General features: G+C 40.9%; 17 protein-coding genes. 6 read left to right on the top strand and 11 right to left on the bottom strand.

Annotated features, from left to right (window positions below):
- Positions 1-4: 4 nt before the first annotated feature.
- From QSE00_RS18480 to QSE00_RS18440, 9 genes are all read right to left on the bottom strand, one after another.
- Positions 5-1,012 carry a glycosyltransferase family 2 protein gene (locus tag QSE00_RS18480; RefSeq protein ID WP_110358092.1) on the bottom strand — a complete coding sequence of 336 codons (1,008 nt, stop codon included), beginning with the start codon at positions 1,010-1,012 and terminating at the stop codon, positions 5-7.
- A 156-nt stretch (positions 1,013-1,168) separates the two neighbouring features.
- Positions 1,169-1,981 (bottom strand): enoyl-ACP reductase FabI, encoded by an 813-nt coding sequence (locus QSE00_RS18475; protein WP_110358051.1) that lies wholly within the window; start codon positions 1,979-1,981, stop codon positions 1,169-1,171.
- A gap of 202 nt (positions 1,982-2,183) precedes the next feature.
- Positions 2,184-3,836 (bottom strand): DNA repair protein RecN, encoded by a 1,653-nt coding sequence (recN, locus tag QSE00_RS18470; protein ID WP_286107024.1) that lies wholly within the window; start codon positions 3,834-3,836, stop codon positions 2,184-2,186.
- 324 nt (positions 3,837-4,160) lie between these two features.
- A complete protein-coding gene (gene porD / locus QSE00_RS18465; protein ID WP_286107023.1) occupies positions 4,161-5,051 on the bottom strand; it encodes a type IX secretion system protein PorD in 891 nt (296 codons plus the stop codon).
- Positions 5,044-6,249: a bifunctional phosphopantothenoylcysteine decarboxylase/phosphopantothenate--cysteine ligase CoaBC gene (gene coaBC / locus QSE00_RS18460; protein WP_286107022.1), complete on the bottom strand. Its 1,206-nt coding sequence runs from the start codon at positions 6,247-6,249 to the stop codon at positions 5,044-5,046. The genes porD and coaBC overlap by 8 nt, the downstream gene beginning before the upstream one ends.
- 3 nt (positions 6,250-6,252) lie before the next feature.
- Positions 6,253-6,585 (bottom strand): DNA-directed RNA polymerase subunit omega, encoded by a 333-nt coding sequence (locus QSE00_RS18455; protein ID WP_031444521.1) that lies wholly within the window; start codon positions 6,583-6,585, stop codon positions 6,253-6,255.
- A 13-nt stretch (positions 6,586-6,598) separates the two neighbouring features.
- Positions 6,599-7,408, bottom strand: a complete 810-nt coding sequence (locus QSE00_RS18450) for an outer membrane protein assembly factor BamD (RefSeq protein WP_286107021.1) — start codon at positions 7,406-7,408, stop codon at positions 6,599-6,601.
- Positions 7,409-7,563: 155 nt separating this feature from the next.
- Entirely contained in the window at positions 7,564-8,454 is an 891-nt protein-coding gene (gene dapA / locus QSE00_RS18445) for a 4-hydroxy-tetrahydrodipicolinate synthase (RefSeq protein ID WP_286107020.1), read from the bottom strand.
- Positions 8,454-8,990, bottom strand: a complete 537-nt coding sequence (locus QSE00_RS18440; protein ID WP_286107019.1) for a DUF6913 domain-containing protein — start codon at positions 8,988-8,990, stop codon at positions 8,454-8,456. Before QSE00_RS18440 ends, dapA begins: the two co-directional genes overlap by 1 nt.
- A 112-nt stretch (positions 8,991-9,102) precedes the next feature.
- On the opposite strand from QSE00_RS18440, the gene QSE00_RS18435 reads away from it, so the two are divergent.
- The 6 genes from QSE00_RS18435 to QSE00_RS18410 all read left to right on the top strand — a co-directional run bounded on the left by QSE00_RS18435 (position 9,103) and on the right by QSE00_RS18410 (position 15,233).
- The gene (locus QSE00_RS18435; RefSeq protein ID WP_286107018.1) at positions 9,103-9,825 is read left to right on the top strand and encodes a 5'-nucleotidase C-terminal domain-containing protein; all 723 of its coding nucleotides are present in this window, start codon (positions 9,103-9,105) and stop codon (positions 9,823-9,825) included.
- A gap of 2 nt (positions 9,826-9,827) precedes the next feature.
- Entirely contained in the window at positions 9,828-10,739 is a 912-nt protein-coding gene (locus QSE00_RS18430) for a bifunctional metallophosphatase/5'-nucleotidase (protein WP_110358043.1), read from the top strand.
- A gap of 9 nt (positions 10,740-10,748) precedes the next feature.
- On the top strand, positions 10,749-11,582 hold the full coding sequence (gene fdhD / locus QSE00_RS18425; protein WP_286107017.1) for a formate dehydrogenase accessory sulfurtransferase FdhD: 834 nt from the start codon (positions 10,749-10,751) through the stop codon (positions 11,580-11,582).
- Between the two features lie 68 nt (positions 11,583-11,650).
- The gene (locus QSE00_RS18420) at positions 11,651-12,025 is read left to right on the top strand and encodes a DUF7009 family protein (protein ID WP_286107016.1); all 375 of its coding nucleotides are present in this window, start codon (positions 11,651-11,653) and stop codon (positions 12,023-12,025) included.
- On the top strand, positions 12,025-14,328 hold the full coding sequence (locus tag QSE00_RS18415; RefSeq protein WP_286107015.1) for an FdhF/YdeP family oxidoreductase: 2,304 nt from the start codon (positions 12,025-12,027) through the stop codon (positions 14,326-14,328). Before QSE00_RS18420 ends, QSE00_RS18415 begins: the two co-directional genes overlap by 1 nt.
- A 128-nt stretch (positions 14,329-14,456) precedes the next feature.
- Entirely contained in the window at positions 14,457-15,233 is a 777-nt protein-coding gene (locus QSE00_RS18410; RefSeq protein ID WP_286107014.1) for an NIPSNAP family protein, read from the top strand.
- Positions 15,234-15,374: 141 nt separating this feature from the next.
- Here the strand turns inward: QSE00_RS18410 and QSE00_RS18405 are convergent, their stop codons facing one another.
- Complete coding sequence (locus tag QSE00_RS18405; RefSeq protein WP_258364911.1) at positions 15,375-15,683, bottom strand: hypothetical protein; 309 nt, start codon at positions 15,681-15,683, stop codon at positions 15,375-15,377.
- 19 nt (positions 15,684-15,702) lie between these two features.
- Positions 15,703-16,536, bottom strand: a complete 834-nt coding sequence (locus QSE00_RS18400) for a fumarylacetoacetate hydrolase family protein (RefSeq protein ID WP_286107013.1) — start codon at positions 16,534-16,536, stop codon at positions 15,703-15,705.

Here is a 16,536-nt window from a genome sequence, read left to right as displayed (position 1 = left end):
CTTATTACAGAGTTTTAAAGAAAAGTTTAGGAAACAACTCCTCCGGTTTCTTATTGCTAATCCCTATTAGAATCGAATTTTTAAAAAATCCAAAACCGTATCCCGCAAATTGGATAACCACTGCTATCAATGACAACATTGCTACCTTAAAATTTTTATTGATCACCAAAGAGTGTACAAAAAGTAAACCAAAATATAAGGCATATAGGATTATAGGCCATAAAACGCCAAAAATCAACAAAGTAACAGCCCCTACGAACCCAAAACAAAATAGCGTTGGCAACCAATAAGTAAATTTTGCGGTATCCGGATGCCAATGATTTAAAATAGGCCTTACCATTCCAAATTTCTTGACCTGGGTATAAAACTTGTTCCAATCTATCCTCCGCTTATGGTATACAAAGGCATCTTCTATCAATTTAGTTTCAAAGCCCGCTTCCCATATTCTAAAGGTAAGGTCCGGATCCTCGCCAGGGTGAATATTCCCATAGCCATGGGTTTTCCCAAAGGCCTCCTTAGAGATACCCATATTGAAGCTCCTGGGCTGAAATTTACCTACAGCCCTTTTATTTCCCCGTATTCCTCCAGTAGTGAATATAGAGGTCATGGCATAATTAATGGCTTTTTGAACACTGGTAAAAGAGGGGTGTGCCGCATCAGGTCCCCCATAACAATCCACATAATTATTTGTCAAGGATTTTTCCACTACCGTTAAATATTGACTTGGAATTATACAATCCGAATCAAGCACAATAAAGTAATTGCCACGTGCACGGTCCATACCATAATTTCGGGAATCACCAGGACCGGAGTTCTTTTTCTTCAAATACGTTATGGACAATTTATCCTTGTATTTTGCCACAATATCCTCAGAACTTTCGGACGAGCCGTCTTCCACAATGACCACCTCAAAAGGTTTATCGTAGTCCTGTACCGAAAGACTTTCCAGCAATTCATTGATCTCACTGGGTCTGTTGTAAACCGGCACTATAAAAGAAAAGAATAAATCCATCGAGATTTGGTATAATTTAAAATATTGGAACAAGAGTAACGGCTTTCCTTTACCCATGCTACCAATGCATTAAGCTGATTTGAATGATCTGTAAGGCTTTGTTCTGCCAATAACAAAAAGATTCTACAAAGCCCTATTAGCGAAATATCCGAAGTACTATTCGGAAAATTTATCAATTACCTCCTGACTAACACCTGTATTGGAAAAGCCTCCGTCGTGAAATAAATTCTGCATGGTAACCTTTTTGGTCAAATCCGAAAAAAGGGTAACTGTATAATCTGCACAATCCTGAGCTGTTGCATTTCCCAAAGGCGACATCTTATCGGCATAGGTAATAAAACTATTGAACCCCTTAACTCCTTGTCCTGCAGTTGTAGCTGTTGGGGATTGGGATATGGTATTTACCCTTACCTTCTTCTCCTTCCCAAAAAAATATCCAAAACTACGGGCTACCGATTCCAAATACGCCTTATTGTCGGCCATATCATTATAATCCGGAAAAGTTCGTTGAGCGGCCATGTAGGTCAAAGCCACAATACTTCCCCATTCGTTCATGGCATCGGCCTTGTACAGGCTCTGCATTACTTTATGAAAAGAAAGTGCGGATACGTCCCAGCCTTTGGTAGTAAAATCATATTTTTCATCGGTATAGGCCCTGCCTTTACGCACATTGACAGACATTCCTATGGCGTGCAGCACAAAATCCACTTTCCCTCCTAAAATCTCCATGGATTGCTTCACCAAATTATCCAAGTCCTCTTCACTCGTTGCATCGGCCGGGATAATCCTGGAACCAGTCTTTTTTGCAAGTTCATCTATCTGTCCCATGCGCATGGCTATGGGGGCATTGGTAAGTACAAAAGTACCTCCTTCCGCATGTATGGTTTCAGCAGTTTTCCAAGCTATGGAATTGGCATCGAGTGCCCCGAAAATAATTCCTTTCTTTCCTTTTAGTAAATTAAACGACATAGTCTATTTTCTTTGTGAATTTTAGATCGTCAAAGATATTAAAAATTAGCGGGTAGTCCGCAGAAAGAAGCGCTTAGAAAAGATGGTTACCTTATTGTTGCGACTCCATTTTAAAAGGCAACCGGCACAAAGCCTTCATCTTGTAGCACATTCAAATACCGGCAAACGGTATCCAGGATTTCCCTAGCCGCTTAGCCAAAGGTTAATCCAGTAATTGCCTGGCATGTGCCAAAGCCGATTCGGATAAGGTTTTACCTCCCAACATCTCTGCCAGTTCCACAACCCTTTCTTCCGTAGAAAGCCTTTTCATTTTAGTATTGGTCCCCATTAGTTCTTCCTCTTTGTACACCTTAAAATGATGTACACCCTTGGCAGCAACCTGAGGCAAGTGGGTGATAGAAAATATCTGCATAGTATTGCTCATATCCTTCATAATATCTCCCATTTTATTGGAAATCTCTCCGGATACTCCCGTGTCTATCTCATCGAACATCATGGTAGGCAGCTGTTCGTATCTGGCCAGAATAGCTTTAATGGTCAACATAATCCTGGATAGTTCCCCTCCAGAGGCCACTTTCTTAAGATCGCCATAAGCAGATCCTTTGTTCGCAGAAAACAAAAAGCTAAGGTCATCCTTTCCTGTGGGTTTGAACTCTTTGGACGGCGAAATTTCGATTTTAAAGGTAGCACTTGCCATCCCTAGGTCTATCAAGGTTTCCTCCAATTGTTTTTTCAGTTTGGGAATAACCGCCTTTCTTCTCTTACTTATATTGGAAGCTTCGGTGTTCAAAGCAGTTTCCAATAGCTGCAACTCCTTCTTTTTCCGGTCTATATCCGCTACAACATTCTCGGTTGCACTTACCTTCTCATCCAAGGCATTCCTTATTTCCAATAGTTCAGGAATCGTTTGTACCTTATGTTTCTTTAGAAGATCATACAACAACTGAAGTTTGGTATTAACCTCCTCCAACAATTGTGGATCTGCCTCTACCTTGTCATTTAAAATATTTAGTTCGCTGGAAATATCATCCAGCTCGATAAAAACGGATTTTATACGCTCATTAATATCGAAATATTGGTTGCCAAAACCGGCCAGTTTATTGGATACCTGTTTCAGCTCTGTAAGCCGGTTTACCAAGCCAATCTGCTCATCATTCAAAAGCTGTTGGCCATGGGACAATTGCTCCAGAATAATTTCAACATTATTAAGCTGTTCGTACTGCTCTTCCAATTCCTCCAATATCCCCTCTTTCAAAGGTGCCGAATTTAATTCCTGCAATAAAAAACTATTGTACTCGTGTTCCTGGGTAGCACTATTTTGAAAATCCTCCAGTTTTTGCAATTCCTTTAGCGTAGATTGAAATAACAGCAATTGGGAAGAATACGTCTTTAACACTTCTGCATTATCGGCCAGGGCGTCTATAACCTTAAGTTGAAAATCATTGTCCGCAAGCCGTAAGGTTTGATGCTGCGAATGCACATCTATCAATTGATCTCCCAATTGTGATAAAATATCCAAGGTTACCGGGGAGTCATTTATAAATGCCCGGGATTTACCACTAGGTAAAATCTCTCTTCTTATGATGGTCTTTTCCTCATAATCAAGGTCATTTTCCAAAAAAAATGATTCCAATCCATATTTGGAAATTTCAAACTCCGCCTCTACAATGCATTTATCCTGCTTCTCCCTTAGAGAAGAAAGATCTGCCCTTTTGCCCAGTACCAAGGACAGTCCACCCAATAAAATGGATTTTCCGGCTCCCGTTTCACCCGTTATTACAGTAAAGCCATTGGTAAACTTCACGTTTAAATGGTCTATTAATGCGTAATTCTTTATGGAAAGATTTGTCAGCAATGTTTAGTTTATAAGATTGCCGTAAAGATAAATTATATTGCCTTGGAAAAAAATGTGTAGTAAAAAAATTCTAAGGGCCAAATCCGAATGCGGTACCAATATGAATTTTAGAATAAAAGGTATTAAATCTCAGGGCAGGCCTGTCTGCCGACAAAGGCAGGCCTGTCTGCCGACAAAGGCAGGCACTGAACCCAATATAGGAATCTACCCTAGGGTCGAGGTATGGAACCTAGGTCCCGCCGAAAAAGGCGGGGTTAGTTCAACTTGCAATTTTAAGTGTGTCTTACCGACTTCCCAAAATTGGGTTTCACTAATAAAACCCTATCAAAATTTTATTTTGCTCCAATTGGACGAATAAAGAGGGGCTATTTTATTCAGGGTCTGCTTAAGTTGTACAATATCCACTTTGGGGCCATCGGAAAATACATTTTGTATTTCCTCCGACTTTGCATCAAAAAAAGTTTGGATCAAAAAAGCATTTGGGTGCCTACCGCCCATGGTCTCTAGCAATCGCATAGTGCCGGCAACCACTTGCTTTCCCGTACTATTATTATCCGCTAGGACGTCCAGTCCTTTTCTGTGATAATTGTACATGACAATTCTATACTCCCTGTAGGAATTGGACAAAAGATTGTCTACCAATTCAAACCTACTTCTTTGTCCGGATGTCTGCGTCCACCCCGAAAAGCCCGCACTTTGGGCCAAGGTAACAACCTGTTGCGCTTTCTTGTAAAAATCGCTTCCCCCCTCCAACGAAAAGGTATCCGCATCCAAGCCTAAAATAATATAGGCATAGAATGATACGACCCCTACCAAATTGGAAGTTATATTGTTTTCGTTTAAGATCAACGGCTGGAACTCTATATAATCAAAACTGAGCTGATTGTCCTTATAATTAAAAACAGGACTTTCATAGGAGGTATTAAAAACAGGCCTTGAAGATTGAATCTGTATATTTCCTTTAAATCTACTGGATTCATATTCTGTAATGGTGATGAAGATTTGGGCATTTACCCTTTCATTTTCCTTGTAGACCCGATTGGACCACCTATTCTTATTTACAAAATCATTTAAGGAGCGTTCGAGCGTCTTGAAAACTTGTTGATTGGTCTGCCCTACCTGGTCCGAATTAATGGTAACCACACAATTTAATTCCTGAGCTCCCAAGCTTATGGAAGTTATAAAACAAATTATGGTTAAAAATAGATTACGCATGGATCCTGGTCTTAATTTCATTTAAAATATCCAGGGCCACCTCTGCCTTGGTTTTTAACTCAAACGTTTTAATATCCAAATTCTTATCTATAAACGATATTTTATTGGTCAATTTTCCAAAACCGGCACCACTATCATTCATGGAATTCAGTACAATGGCATCCAAATTTTTCTTTTTCAATTTTCCTATGGCATTTTCCACCTCATTTTCGGTTTCCAGGGCAAACCCGACCAAAAATTGTTTCTTCTTCATTTCCCCCAAGGAGTACAGTATATCCTTGTTCTTTACCATTGTAAGGGTAAACTCCTCTGCCGTTTTCTTAATTTTCTGTTCGGCCACTAATTTAGGTCTGTAATCAGCCACAGCTGCTGCGCAAATAACGATATCCATATCCGGGTACAAAGCAACTGTTTCTTGGTACATCCCTTCGGCCGAAATTACCCTTATAAGTTCAACCTGGGAATGTTGCAGGCTTAAATGTGACGGACCTGATACGAGATACACCTTTGCTCCAAGCTTGGCGGCATTTTTTGCCAATTCGTACCCCATAAGACCTGATGAATGGTTTCCTATAAATCGGACAGGGTCTATTGCCTCATAGGTAGGGCCGGCAGTTATCAACACTTTCTTACCCCTTAAAGGTAGTCCCTTAGTTAGGTGCTCATTAAGGAATTCCACAATATCTTCGGGTTCGGCCATGCGGCCCTCCCCTATCAATCCACTGGCCAATTCTCCTGAAGCAGCTGGAATCATAATATTCCCAAAAGATAATAACTTTTTAAAAGTTGCCGCAGTGGAAGGATGCTTATACATATCCAAGTCCATCGCCGGAGCAAAGTAAACAGGACATTTTGCCGAGAGATAAGTGGCCATCAGCAAATTATCGCAAGTACCATTGGCCATTTTGGACAGGGTATTGGCCGTGGCGGGAGCAATGAGGACAATATCTGCCCAAAGTCCCAATTCTACGTGATTGTTCCAGGAAACACTGCCGTTTTCCTCATTTATAAACGAAGAATGAACCGCATTCTTGGACAGGGTCGCCAAGGTTAAAGGGGTAACAAAAGAGCTGGCGCTTTCCGTTAAAACAACTTTAACGTTAGCGCCAGCTTTAATAAGTAAACGAACTAAAAAAGTGGTTTTATAAGCAGCTATACCCCCAGTAATGCCTAAAAGTATATTCTTACCGCCCAACATCCTTTAAGCGTCTTTCTCTGTATTCCTGTGATAAATTTTGTCATCCAACCATTCCTTTACGGCCAATGCATGTGGTTTGGGCAATTTTTCGTAGAATTTGGAAACCTCGATCTGTTCCTTGTTTTCAAAAACTTCCTCCAAACTATCACTGTAGGTTGCAAACTCTTCCAACTTCTCCAAAAGCTCCTTTTTTATTTCAGAATTAATCTGAACAGCTCTTTTGGCCGCTATTGAAATAGCTTCATAGATATTCCCCGTCTTGGCGTCAAAATCATTTTTATTGATCGTCACCGTGGAAACAGGGGCCTTCGAGTTTTTTAAATCGTTCATATTCATATCAAATCGTATTTTATTTGGAATAAATTTCTAATTCTTTTTCAACTTTTTCCAAGGTCTTATCGGCATCCTTAAGATACTTGGACTCCGGAAAAGATTTTTTGAAAGCCTGATAGGCAGCCTTGGCATCATTCAAGCGTTCTTTTTTAAGATAATCGAAGCTGTTGAGCGCTAAATGGGTTGAGGCGTCAAACTTATAATAAAGGGCATCCTCACGATAAACGGAACCAGGGTTGTCCGAGATAAAGTTATCAAAAGCGGTAACCGCTGGAGTTAAAAAGGTATAATCAAATTCCCCAATAGTGTTGAACTGCTTTGCAATCTCATAAGATTTGCGCTCTTTTTTTGTTGTTAGTTCCCTGGCCATAATATTGGCTTCCACCAAATATTCCGAATCAGGGTAGGCATTGATAAAATTTTGCAACTTAATCAAGGCTTTGTCCGTATCTGTTTGGTCCAAAGAATATTTTGGGGATAGCTTATAATAACTTTTCGCCCCATAAAAGCCTGCCTCTGCAGCCTTATCGCTTTTGGGATAGGATTTTAGGAACCTTTCAAATTGGTAACCTGCCATGTTGTAGTCCTTGGTCTGGAAATAAGAATCCGCCAGAAAGAACATAACGCGCTCTCCCTGTGGCTTTCCAATATACTTTGGGGCTATCTGTTCCAACAATCGGTTCGCCCTTTTAAAATCGCCGGCATCATAAAATTTTTCCGCCAAATCATATTTGGCCTTAACATCTTCATTTTTAAGTACCTTTTGGTACTCACTACAAGAGCCAAGTATGACAACCAATAATAAAAAGGAAAGTAGACGCTTCATTTTTAAAAACATTTTGCAAAATTAAGGATTCTAAACGGATATAAAAAACATTTTTATCGCGCTAAAATAGCCCGCCGCTTTAGCAACTACAACATTTTTGTGCAAGTTTTAACTTTGTTGGAGAAAAATCCTATTGGCAAGATAGCGGCCTTTTACTATACAACCGTCTTTAGCAAGGTGTTCAAAAAACTCTTGATGGTCTTTTTTAGGGTAGAAGTGGCTTCCACCAATGGCAACCTTACAACGGCAGTACCTAGACCAACGGCTTCCAACAATGCCTTGATTCCCGCCGGATTCCCTTCTCTGAAAATCAAATCCATACCATCCTGAAGCGCATAGTGCAAGGCAAAGGCTTCCTTGACCCTGCCAGCCAGCCCCAAACGTATCATTTGGGAAAATTCCGAGGGAAGTCCCTGTCCCAAAACCGATATTACCCCGGAACCACCGGCCAATACCGTGGAAAGTGCCGTAAAATCATCCCCGGAAATTACCATAAAATCAGTGGGCTTGCCTTTAATGGTGCGCATTATTTGAACCATGTCCCCGCAAGCCTCCTTGATACCTATAATATTATTAAAGTCATTGGCCAATCTCAAAACCGTTTCTGGAAGCATATTGCTACCTGTCCTACCTGGTACATTGTACAATATAATAGGTTTGGGCGAGGCCAAGGAAATAGCTTTAAAATGCTGATATATACCCTCTTGCGTAGGCCTGTTGTAATACGGTGAAACCGACAAAATGGCCGCAAAATCCTTAAGGTCGGTATCTTGAAGCTCTTCAACAACAGCGGCCGTATTGTTACTACCTATTCCCAAAACCAATGGCAATCTCCCCGCATTGGCATCCACAATGGTATTTATAACCAGTTGTTTTTCTTTTTTGGTCAGCACAACAGACTCCCCGGTAGTCCCCAAAACAACCAAATAATCTATTCCCCCGTCCACACAATAATTTACGCTTTTTGCCAAAGCCATCGTATCTATAGAAAAATCCTCCTTAAAAGGAGTTACTAGGGCAACACCCGTTCCAACTAACTGTTCCATTATTTAATCTCATTTAAAACCCTTAAATACTTCCGTAACTCCTTTTTGAAAGTTTGGAAATCCTTAATGGGAGTATTCAATATCAAATCATTTAAATTCTTATCCACACTGCCAAAACCCACCTTTAGCCTAGCCTTGGTCTTTAACGTCATTAATTGCAACAATAATTTTTCATCCGTATAATAATTGACCAAAAGGTCATATTCCCTATTTAAGAACTCCAAGGCATAGCTATTTTCTATATTTCCTTTCCACCCCAAATCCTTATTGGAAAAAACTGGGGTTGAATATGGGGAGTTTTTGTCATAAAACTTCTTGTACCCAATTATTTTTACCGAATTGGGCCTTAAGGAAAATTCATCTACAAACTCATAAAACGCATTGGCATTTTCAAACTCGTCCAAATCAACAATACAACCAACAGAACTTATTCCCTTAACCCGGTTAATAGTCTCTTGGGGAGTGTCCAATCCCCGCTGCAGAAACTTTTTACCAGCTCTAAATTTAATTTTTTCCTTAAGCGTTTTTAAAAACATGTATTTTTACATTTCAAGAATGTAAATGTAAATAATATCACCTCAATATTAATACGAAGGTAAGAAGTATATGGATTTAAAAAACAAACATTTTGTTATAATTACAACATTAATGTTGTCGATAGGTTGCAAGGAATCCGTTCCTATACTAAGAAACATTGAGGGACAAAGGATACAGATCAATTATACTTCAAGTCCAAAAGATTCAATTGAAAACATTATCGCCCCATATCGCAACAGGATCAACCAGGTGTTGGACAGTGTTTTGGCATATGCCCCAATAGCCATATCCAAAACAGATGGCACACTCAATTCTCCTGCAGGCAATTTAATGGCAGACATCGTAATGCAGGAAGTAAACCCTGTCTTCAAGGCTAGAACAGGCAAAAATATAGATTTTGTACTTCTTAACCACGGGAGTATCAGGTCTGTAATTTCGGCAGGGAACATAAGCGAACGTACCGCCTACGAAATAATGCCCTTTGAAAATTCGGTAGTAATAGCCGAATTGGATGGTAAGGCCATCAGGGCCATGGTGTCGTTCCTTATAAAGTCCAGCGTTCCCCACCCCATTGCAGGGATTCAAATAATCGTGGATAAGAATAAAAGTTTGCAAGCTGTAAATATTCAAGGAAAGCCCTTTGACGAAAACAAGACCTATTATGTAGCCACTTCAGATTACTTGATAACCGGTGGTGACAAAATGGATTTTTTAAAGGAACATGTTTCTTTGACCGATTCCGACTATTTGATTAGAAATGCCCTGATAGATTATTTCAAAAAAATAGACACTCTCACTGCAGCAACGGATAACCGGTTTATTCAAATCAACTAATTATGGAACGTAGAAAATTCATATCCGGAACAGCTGCTTCAGCCACTTTTATCAGTATTGGGGGACTATCGTTAAATTCCTGCCAAGACTCGGCGAACAAGCACGTTACCATATTGCACACCAATGATGTACATAGCCATATAGATCCCTTTCCCACCGACCACTCCAGCTATCCCAATATGGGCGGTTTGGCAAGAAGGGCGACTTTGGTAGATCAAATCAGAAAAGAAAACCCAAATACACTATTGTTCGATGCAGGGGACATTTTTCAAGGAACACCCTACTTCAATTTTTATGGGGGAGAACTGGAATTTAAACTGATGAGCATGTTAAAATATGATGCCGCGACCATTGGAAATCATGATTTTGACAATGGCATCAATGGCCTGTATGCCCAACTGCCCTATGCTTCCTTCGATTTTTTATCTGCCAATTATGACTTTGGCAATACGCTTATGGACAGTCATGTGCGGCCTTATAAAACATATATGGTAGATGGAATTAAAATTGGGGTTTTTGGATTGGGCATAGAACTCGCTGGTCTTGTCACTAAAAAACTTTACCAAGAGACGGTATACCTAGACCCTATAGAAATTGCCCAAGACATGAGCCGTACCTTAAAAGAAGAGGAAAAATGCAACTTAATCATTTGTCTTTCCCATTTGGGGTATCAATATCAAAACCCTCAAAAACCGGATGATCTAAAATTAGCCGCACGCACAGAAAACATAGATTTGATTATTGGAGGCCATACACATACATTCTTGGACAGGCCCACCATTGTAAACAATAGAAAAAACCAACAAATGTTGGTAAACCAGGTTGGATGCTTCGGTATTAATCTAGGTCGAATCGACTTCTATTTTGACGATGGCAAACAAAATGGTGCCGAGGGAGTATCCATCAAAGTATAACCACATAGTATGATTCAGGAAAAAGGAAAATCTATAGTTTCAAGGAAAATAATAAAAATAAAGGGAGACGATCTTGTAGAACACACGGACGCCATAGCTGTTGAGGAGCCATTGCAAATTAGTATCAGCGTTTTAAATTTGGATTTTCCCATTACCAACAAAAACATCTCCATTACTATGAGAACGCCAGGCCATGACCAAGACCTGGCCATTGGATTTTTGTTTACAGAGGGTATTATACGGGACTCCGATCAAATAAAAAAGGTCGTCCATACTGAAAACAGCATAAATGTACACCTACATAACTCCGAAGACATAGATCTTGGCAAACTGGAGCGAAATTTCTACACCAGCAGTAGTTGCGGAGTTTGTGGCAAAGCCAGTATCGAAGCCATAAAAACAATATGCAGACTACCACCGTCCTCTGGCGATTTTCAGATTGAAAAAAATCGCATTAAATCCTTTCCCGGCATACTTCAGAAAGAGCAGCAAGTATTTAACAATACCGGGGGAATACACGCAGCAGCACTATTTAATATTCAAGGCGAATTGATTGCAATGCGGGAAGACGTTGGAAGACACAATGCTTTGGACAAAATTATTGGAAATGTACTTAGCAAAAGGCTATTGCCCTTAGACCAGTATTTATTGTTTCTAAGCGGTCGTGCCAGCTTCGAATTGATACAAAAAGCGGCCATGGCAGGGATACACTTTGTTATGGCCGTGGGAGCCCCGTCCAGCTTGGCCATAGAAATGGCCATGGAACACAATATTACGCTTATAGGCTTTTTAAGCGAAACCAGGTATAACATCTATTCGGGCTCAAAACGGATTAAAATTTAGGAACCTAAACTTTGAGACTGATTATCGAATACCTAACTTTATAAAATTAAGGTTAAAAAATTGTTTGAATGAAAATTAGGATACAAGGAAATTCGGTTCGTTATAGGCTTACCCGTTCGGAAGTAGCATCGTTGAAGAAAGACGGCTACTATAGGGAGCAGACTGCTTTTGACGGCAAGAATTTCACCTACGCAGTTGCCGCCAAGGAAAACATTACCGACCTTGAAGCGGAATTTCAAGAAAACACCATTACCCTATTTGTACCAAAGAACGACAGTTTAAAATGGCCCGACAATGAACGGGTAGGTTATGAAAACAAAATGATTTTAAAAGACGGTCAGGTACTGAATTTATTATTGGAAAAAGATTTTGTTTGTTTGGATGAACGCCTGGAGGACCAATCCGACAACTATCCCAACCCCGCGGCAACAAGCAAGAAATAATGGCCAAAAACCAAGAAAAACCTAAGGCAACGGCACCGGCAATATTGACCGGTCTAAAAACTACTGTTCCAAAAAAAGTAGCTGCAGGTATTCCTGCCGTAATTTCTTCAGCCAAACATGTATTTGGAGAAATGGGACTCGGCCGAGGATTGAAAGCGCTTGCAAACCTCAACCAAAAGGGCGGAATTGATTGTCCCGGCTGTGCCTGGCCAGATCCCGATGATGAGCGAAGCAGCATAGCCGAATACTGCGAGAATGGTGCCAAGGCTATTGCCGAGGAGGCCACTACCAAAAAACTGGACACCGCCTTTTTCCAAGAAAACAGTGTCTCGCAACTTTCCACGCTTTCAGATTATGAAATTGGAAAAAAAGGTAGATTGGCCCAGCCTATGTATTTGCCCGAAGGCTCCGATTATTATCAAGAAATAAGCTGGGAAGGTGCATTTTCCAAAATAGCAGGACATCTAAATGGACTAAAAAGTCCTGACGAGGCCATATTTTATACTTCGGGCAGGACAAGTAACGAGGCTGCCTTCCTATACCAACTTTTTGTTAGGGAATACGGCACCAACAATATGCCCGACTGCAGTAATATGTGCCATGAAAGTAGTGGCGTTGCCCTAACCGATACCTTGGGTATAGGCAAGGGTTCTGTAAAACTGGAAGATTTTTACGAGACCGAGGTTATCCTTATCCTGGGACAAAATCCGGGCACCAATCATCCAAGAATGCTGAGCGCCCTAAAAAAGGCCAAAGAAAATGGGGCTACCATTATCTCTATAAATCCAATCATTGAAACCGGATTGTTAAATTTCAACAATCCCCAGGAAATAAAAGGTGCCCTGGGAATAAAGTCGAAATTAACCGACCTGTACCTACAGGTGAAAATTAATGGGGATATGGCGCTCCTACAGGCCTTGGCAAAACTTATGTTGATTGAGGAGGACAAACATCCCGGGGCTATTTTTAACTTGGATTTTATCAAAGAAAAAACCCAAGGTTCCGAAGATTACCTAGCTCACCTAAGAACACTGGATCTAGATAAGTTAATAATGGAATGTGGAATTCCACTGCAGACCTTGCAGAGGGTGGCCAAAATACTATGCAACAAAAATAAGATTATTGCTTGCTGGGCCATGGGTCTAACCCAGCACAAGAATTCTGTAAATACCATAAAAGAGGTAGTAAACCTTTTATTACTGAAGGGAAGTATTGGCAAACCTGGAGCCGGCACCTGTCCTGTTCGTGGCCATAGCAATGTACAGGGAGATCGAACCATGGGAATTTACGAAAAGCCTCCCAAGTCATTTTTGGACCGTTTGGAGAAAGTATTCCATTTTACCCCACCGCGCAAGCATGGATTTGATACGGTAGACAGTATTAATGCCATGCATTGCGGTAAGGCCAAGGTATTTTTTGCCATGGGCGGTAATTTCCTATCCGCTACCCCAGATACCCTGTTTACGGCCGAGGCACTGCAAAAATGTAAGCTAACGGTACAAGTTTCCACCAAATTAAATCGCAGTCATCTTATCCACGGCAAAGAAGCATTAATTTTACCGTGTTTGGGAAGAACGGACAAAGATCTTATGAACGGTGAATTACAGTTTGTAAGTGTTGAAAACTCCATGGGGGTCGTTCACAGCTCCAAGGGAAGTCTTAAACCCATATCGTCCCAAATGTTAAGCGAACCTGCCATTGTTTGTCAAATGGCCATGGCAACCCTAAAAAACTCCAAAGTGGATTGGGAAAAATACATGCAACATTACGACCACATCAGGGACAGCATTGAAGAATGTATTCCTGGATTTGAGGACTACAACCAAAGGGTAAGGCAGCCATCCGGCTTTTACCTACCCAACGGGGCACGGGACAATTCCTTTAACACCACTACTGGAAAGGCCAATTTTAGCATATCCAATAGTGGGGCCATAGCTTTGGACGAAGATGAGCTTTTAATGATGACCATAAGGAGCCACGATCAATATAACACCACTATTTATGGACTCAATGATCGTTACAGGGGCATATTTAATGAACGAAGGGTTATATTGATGCACCCCAAGGATATTGAAGGATACCACCTCAAGGAAAGGGATTTGGTAGACCTTTATAATTTTCACAACAATACAGAAAGGGTAGCGCAAAAGTTCATTGTTCTGCCTTATAATATTCCTGAAAAATGCTGTGCCACCTATTTCCCCGAAGCCAATGTCCTGGTACCATTAAACAGTACAGCCGATAAAAGCAATACCCCTACATCCAAATCAGTGGTCATTAAGCTCAAAAAACATGGATCCTAGCCCTTGCCATGAAGAGTTTGGGGGGTTACCCAATATTGTTAGTTTATTTAAAATAATTATTGCATTATATTCAAAAGCCCTAACTTAAGAGGCACCAAAAATCTAATATTTATCTTAAACCAATTCCAATGTACAAAACTGCATATATTTCAGTTCTTTTATTGCTATTTACGATAAACACCTATAGTCAGGCCAACCAGCGGGAATATTACCAACTAAAAACCTACCTCCTGGATACGGAGGAACAGGAAAAAAGTACTGACGATTACCTAAGTAAAGCCTTATTGCCTGCCCTCAAAAAACTCAATATCAAGAATGTGGGGGTATTTAAACCAAGAACAATCGACTCACTACATCCGCGCAGTATTAAAGTATTGATTCCCATGAAAGCTATTGACGATATGGAAACAATGGGAACCAAGCTGCAAAAGGACAAAGTTTACATGGCAACTGCCAAGGATTTTTTGGATGCCCCTTATAACAACCCACCTTATAGCAGGGTTGAATCCGTTATTTTAAAAGCTTTTGTAGAAATGCCTAAAATGAAGCCTTCACCCCTTGGTGGCCCCCGTAAGGACCGAATCTATGAATTAAGAAGTTATGAATCGGCAACAGAGGCCAAATACATCAACAAAGTGGCCATGTTCAACAAAGGTGGGGAAGTAAGCCTTTTCGACAGTTTGGGCTTTAATGCCGTATTCTATGGTGAGGTTTTGTCCGGTGCAACAATGCCGAACCTCATGTATATGACCACCTTTGAAAATCAGGCCAGTAGGGATGCCCATTGGAAATCCTTTTCCGACTCACCTGTATGGAACAAATTAAAATCGGACCCCAATTACCAAAACAACGTTTCCAAAAACGTTACCCGATTCTTCTATCCTACAGAATATTCCGATTATTGATCATACACCCTTTTCTTTTTCCCATGCCAACCTATAAACCAGGAGGCAATGAAAAGTATTTAAAAAAAAAGCGGTCATGGGTATAACATGACCGCTTTTTTTATGGTGATAACTACCTGGGATTGCCCCAAAACAACAGTACTACTGTTGAGCTAGAAAAAACGCCACCAATTGGCGTTGTTCAACATCCAATTCTATCTCCGGAAATTTTTTTCCTGCCATTCTATACCAATATCCCGCATTGAACTTATCCCCTTCCTTACGGTGCAAATAGGCATGGATCCAGCTGCCATCGGAAGTATGCAGGTCCTGTGCAATTTCATGGGAAGACTCCCAATCCCCCTTGGCATCGAACCACATGGCCCGTAAGGCTTCGGGCCAAGAGGAGGGTGCCGTTTGTTGGGACAAGGTCGCATTAAACTCTTCTATACTGTTGGGAACGGCCATCATTCTTGATTTATATATACGATTAAGCTACGGTATTGGATAGGGTCCCTATGGAATCGACCGTAATGTTAACAACATCCCCATGGCCCAAGGTAAAAGAATCCGGAGGCACCACTCCCGTCCCTGTCATTAAAAGGCTTCCAAAAGGAAAGGACATTTCACGATACAAATAGTGAACTAGATCGGTGAGTTTTCGTTTCATTTGGCCCACCTCGGTCTCCCCTTCGAACACGGTATTTCCTTTTCGTACAATTTCAATTCTAATCTTGGCATCCATAGAAATAGGTTCCTTGGTCAGCCAAATACAAGGGCCTATAGCCGCAGCGCCATCATAACTCTTGGCTTGGGGAAGGTACAATGGATTCTCACCTTCAATGTCCCTGGAGCTCATATCGTTGCCAATAGTGTAGCCAATTATTTTGCCGTTTGGGGTAATCACCAAAGTCAATTCCGGTTCAGGAACGTTCCACTTGGAATCCTTTCTGATCCTTACATCCTGCTTGTGGCCCACTGCCCTACTTGCCGTACTTTTAAAAAACAATTCCGGCCTTTCCGCATTATAAACCCGGTCGTAAAAATCGCCACCACCAGCATCTTTGGATTCTTCAATACGGGCCTCCCTACTCTTGTAGTAGGTTACCCCGGACGCCCAAATTTCTTGTTGACCAACCGGAGGCAGTAAACTTCCATTCAACAAGGCAGCACTATTGTCTATAGGCTGAAGCTTGGAAATTAAACTTAGTGTGTTATCGTAAATGGCATCATCGGTAATAAAGGAATCCCATTCCTTATCGGTAAGATAAAATTTGTGGTTATTTTCAATCAAAACTCCTTGGTTGGTCTTATACACTTTCAT

The sequence above is a fragment of the Arenibacter flavimaris genome, assembly GCF_030291335.1.
GTDB lineage: Bacteria > Bacteroidota > Bacteroidia > Flavobacteriales > Flavobacteriaceae > Arenibacter.
Note: the sequence above shows the minus strand (reverse complement) of the source record. Positions and strands in the feature narration are given on the sequence as shown.

What these genes read in the sequence shown, in the direction of transcription:
- QSE00_RS18430 (WP_110358043.1), top strand. Translation starts at nt 9,828, where the DNA reads ATGGAACGTAGAAAATTCATATCCGGAACAGCTGCTTCAGCCACTTTT.
- QSE00_RS18480 (WP_110358092.1), bottom strand. Translation starts at nt 1,012, where the DNA reads ATGGATTTATTCTTTTCTTTTATAGTGCCGGTTTACAACAGACCCAGT.
- fdhD (WP_286107017.1), top strand. Translation starts at nt 10,749, where the DNA reads ATGATTCAGGAAAAAGGAAAATCTATAGTTTCAAGGAAAATAATAAAA.
- QSE00_RS18410 (WP_286107014.1), top strand. Translation starts at nt 14,457, where the DNA reads ATGTACAAAACTGCATATATTTCAGTTCTTTTATTGCTATTTACGATA.
- QSE00_RS18405 (WP_258364911.1), bottom strand. Translation starts at nt 15,683, where the DNA reads ATGATGGCCGTTCCCAACAGTATAGAAGAGTTTAATGCGACCTTGTCC.
- QSE00_RS18440 (WP_286107019.1), bottom strand. Translation starts at nt 8,990, where the DNA reads ATGTTTTTAAAAACGCTTAAGGAAAAAATTAAATTTAGAGCTGGTAAA.
- QSE00_RS18450 (WP_286107021.1), bottom strand. Translation starts at nt 7,408, where the DNA reads ATGAAGCGTCTACTTTCCTTTTTATTATTGGTTGTCATACTTGGCTCT.
- porD (WP_286107023.1), bottom strand. Translation starts at nt 5,051, where the DNA reads ATGCGTAATCTATTTTTAACCATAATTTGTTTTATAACTTCCATAAGC.
- coaBC (WP_286107022.1), bottom strand. Translation starts at nt 6,249, where the DNA reads ATGTTGGGCGGTAAGAATATACTTTTAGGCATTACTGGGGGTATAGCT.
- QSE00_RS18435 (WP_286107018.1), top strand. Translation starts at nt 9,103, where the DNA reads ATGTTGTCGATAGGTTGCAAGGAATCCGTTCCTATACTAAGAAACATT.
- QSE00_RS18455 (WP_031444521.1), bottom strand. Translation starts at nt 6,585, where the DNA reads ATGAATATGAACGATTTAAAAAACTCGAAGGCCCCTGTTTCCACGGTG.
- QSE00_RS18415 (WP_286107015.1), top strand. Translation starts at nt 12,025, where the DNA reads ATGGCCAAAAACCAAGAAAAACCTAAGGCAACGGCACCGGCAATATTG.
- dapA (WP_286107020.1), bottom strand. Translation starts at nt 8,454, where the DNA reads ATGGAACAGTTAGTTGGAACGGGTGTTGCCCTAGTAACTCCTTTTAAG.
- QSE00_RS18475 (WP_110358051.1), bottom strand. Translation starts at nt 1,981, where the DNA reads ATGTCGTTTAATTTACTAAAAGGAAAGAAAGGAATTATTTTCGGGGCA.
- QSE00_RS18400 (WP_286107013.1), bottom strand. Translation starts at nt 16,536, where the DNA reads ATGAAAGTGTATAAGACCAACCAAGGAGTTTTGATTGAAAATAACCAC.
- QSE00_RS18420 (WP_286107016.1), top strand. Translation starts at nt 11,651, where the DNA reads ATGAAAATTAGGATACAAGGAAATTCGGTTCGTTATAGGCTTACCCGT.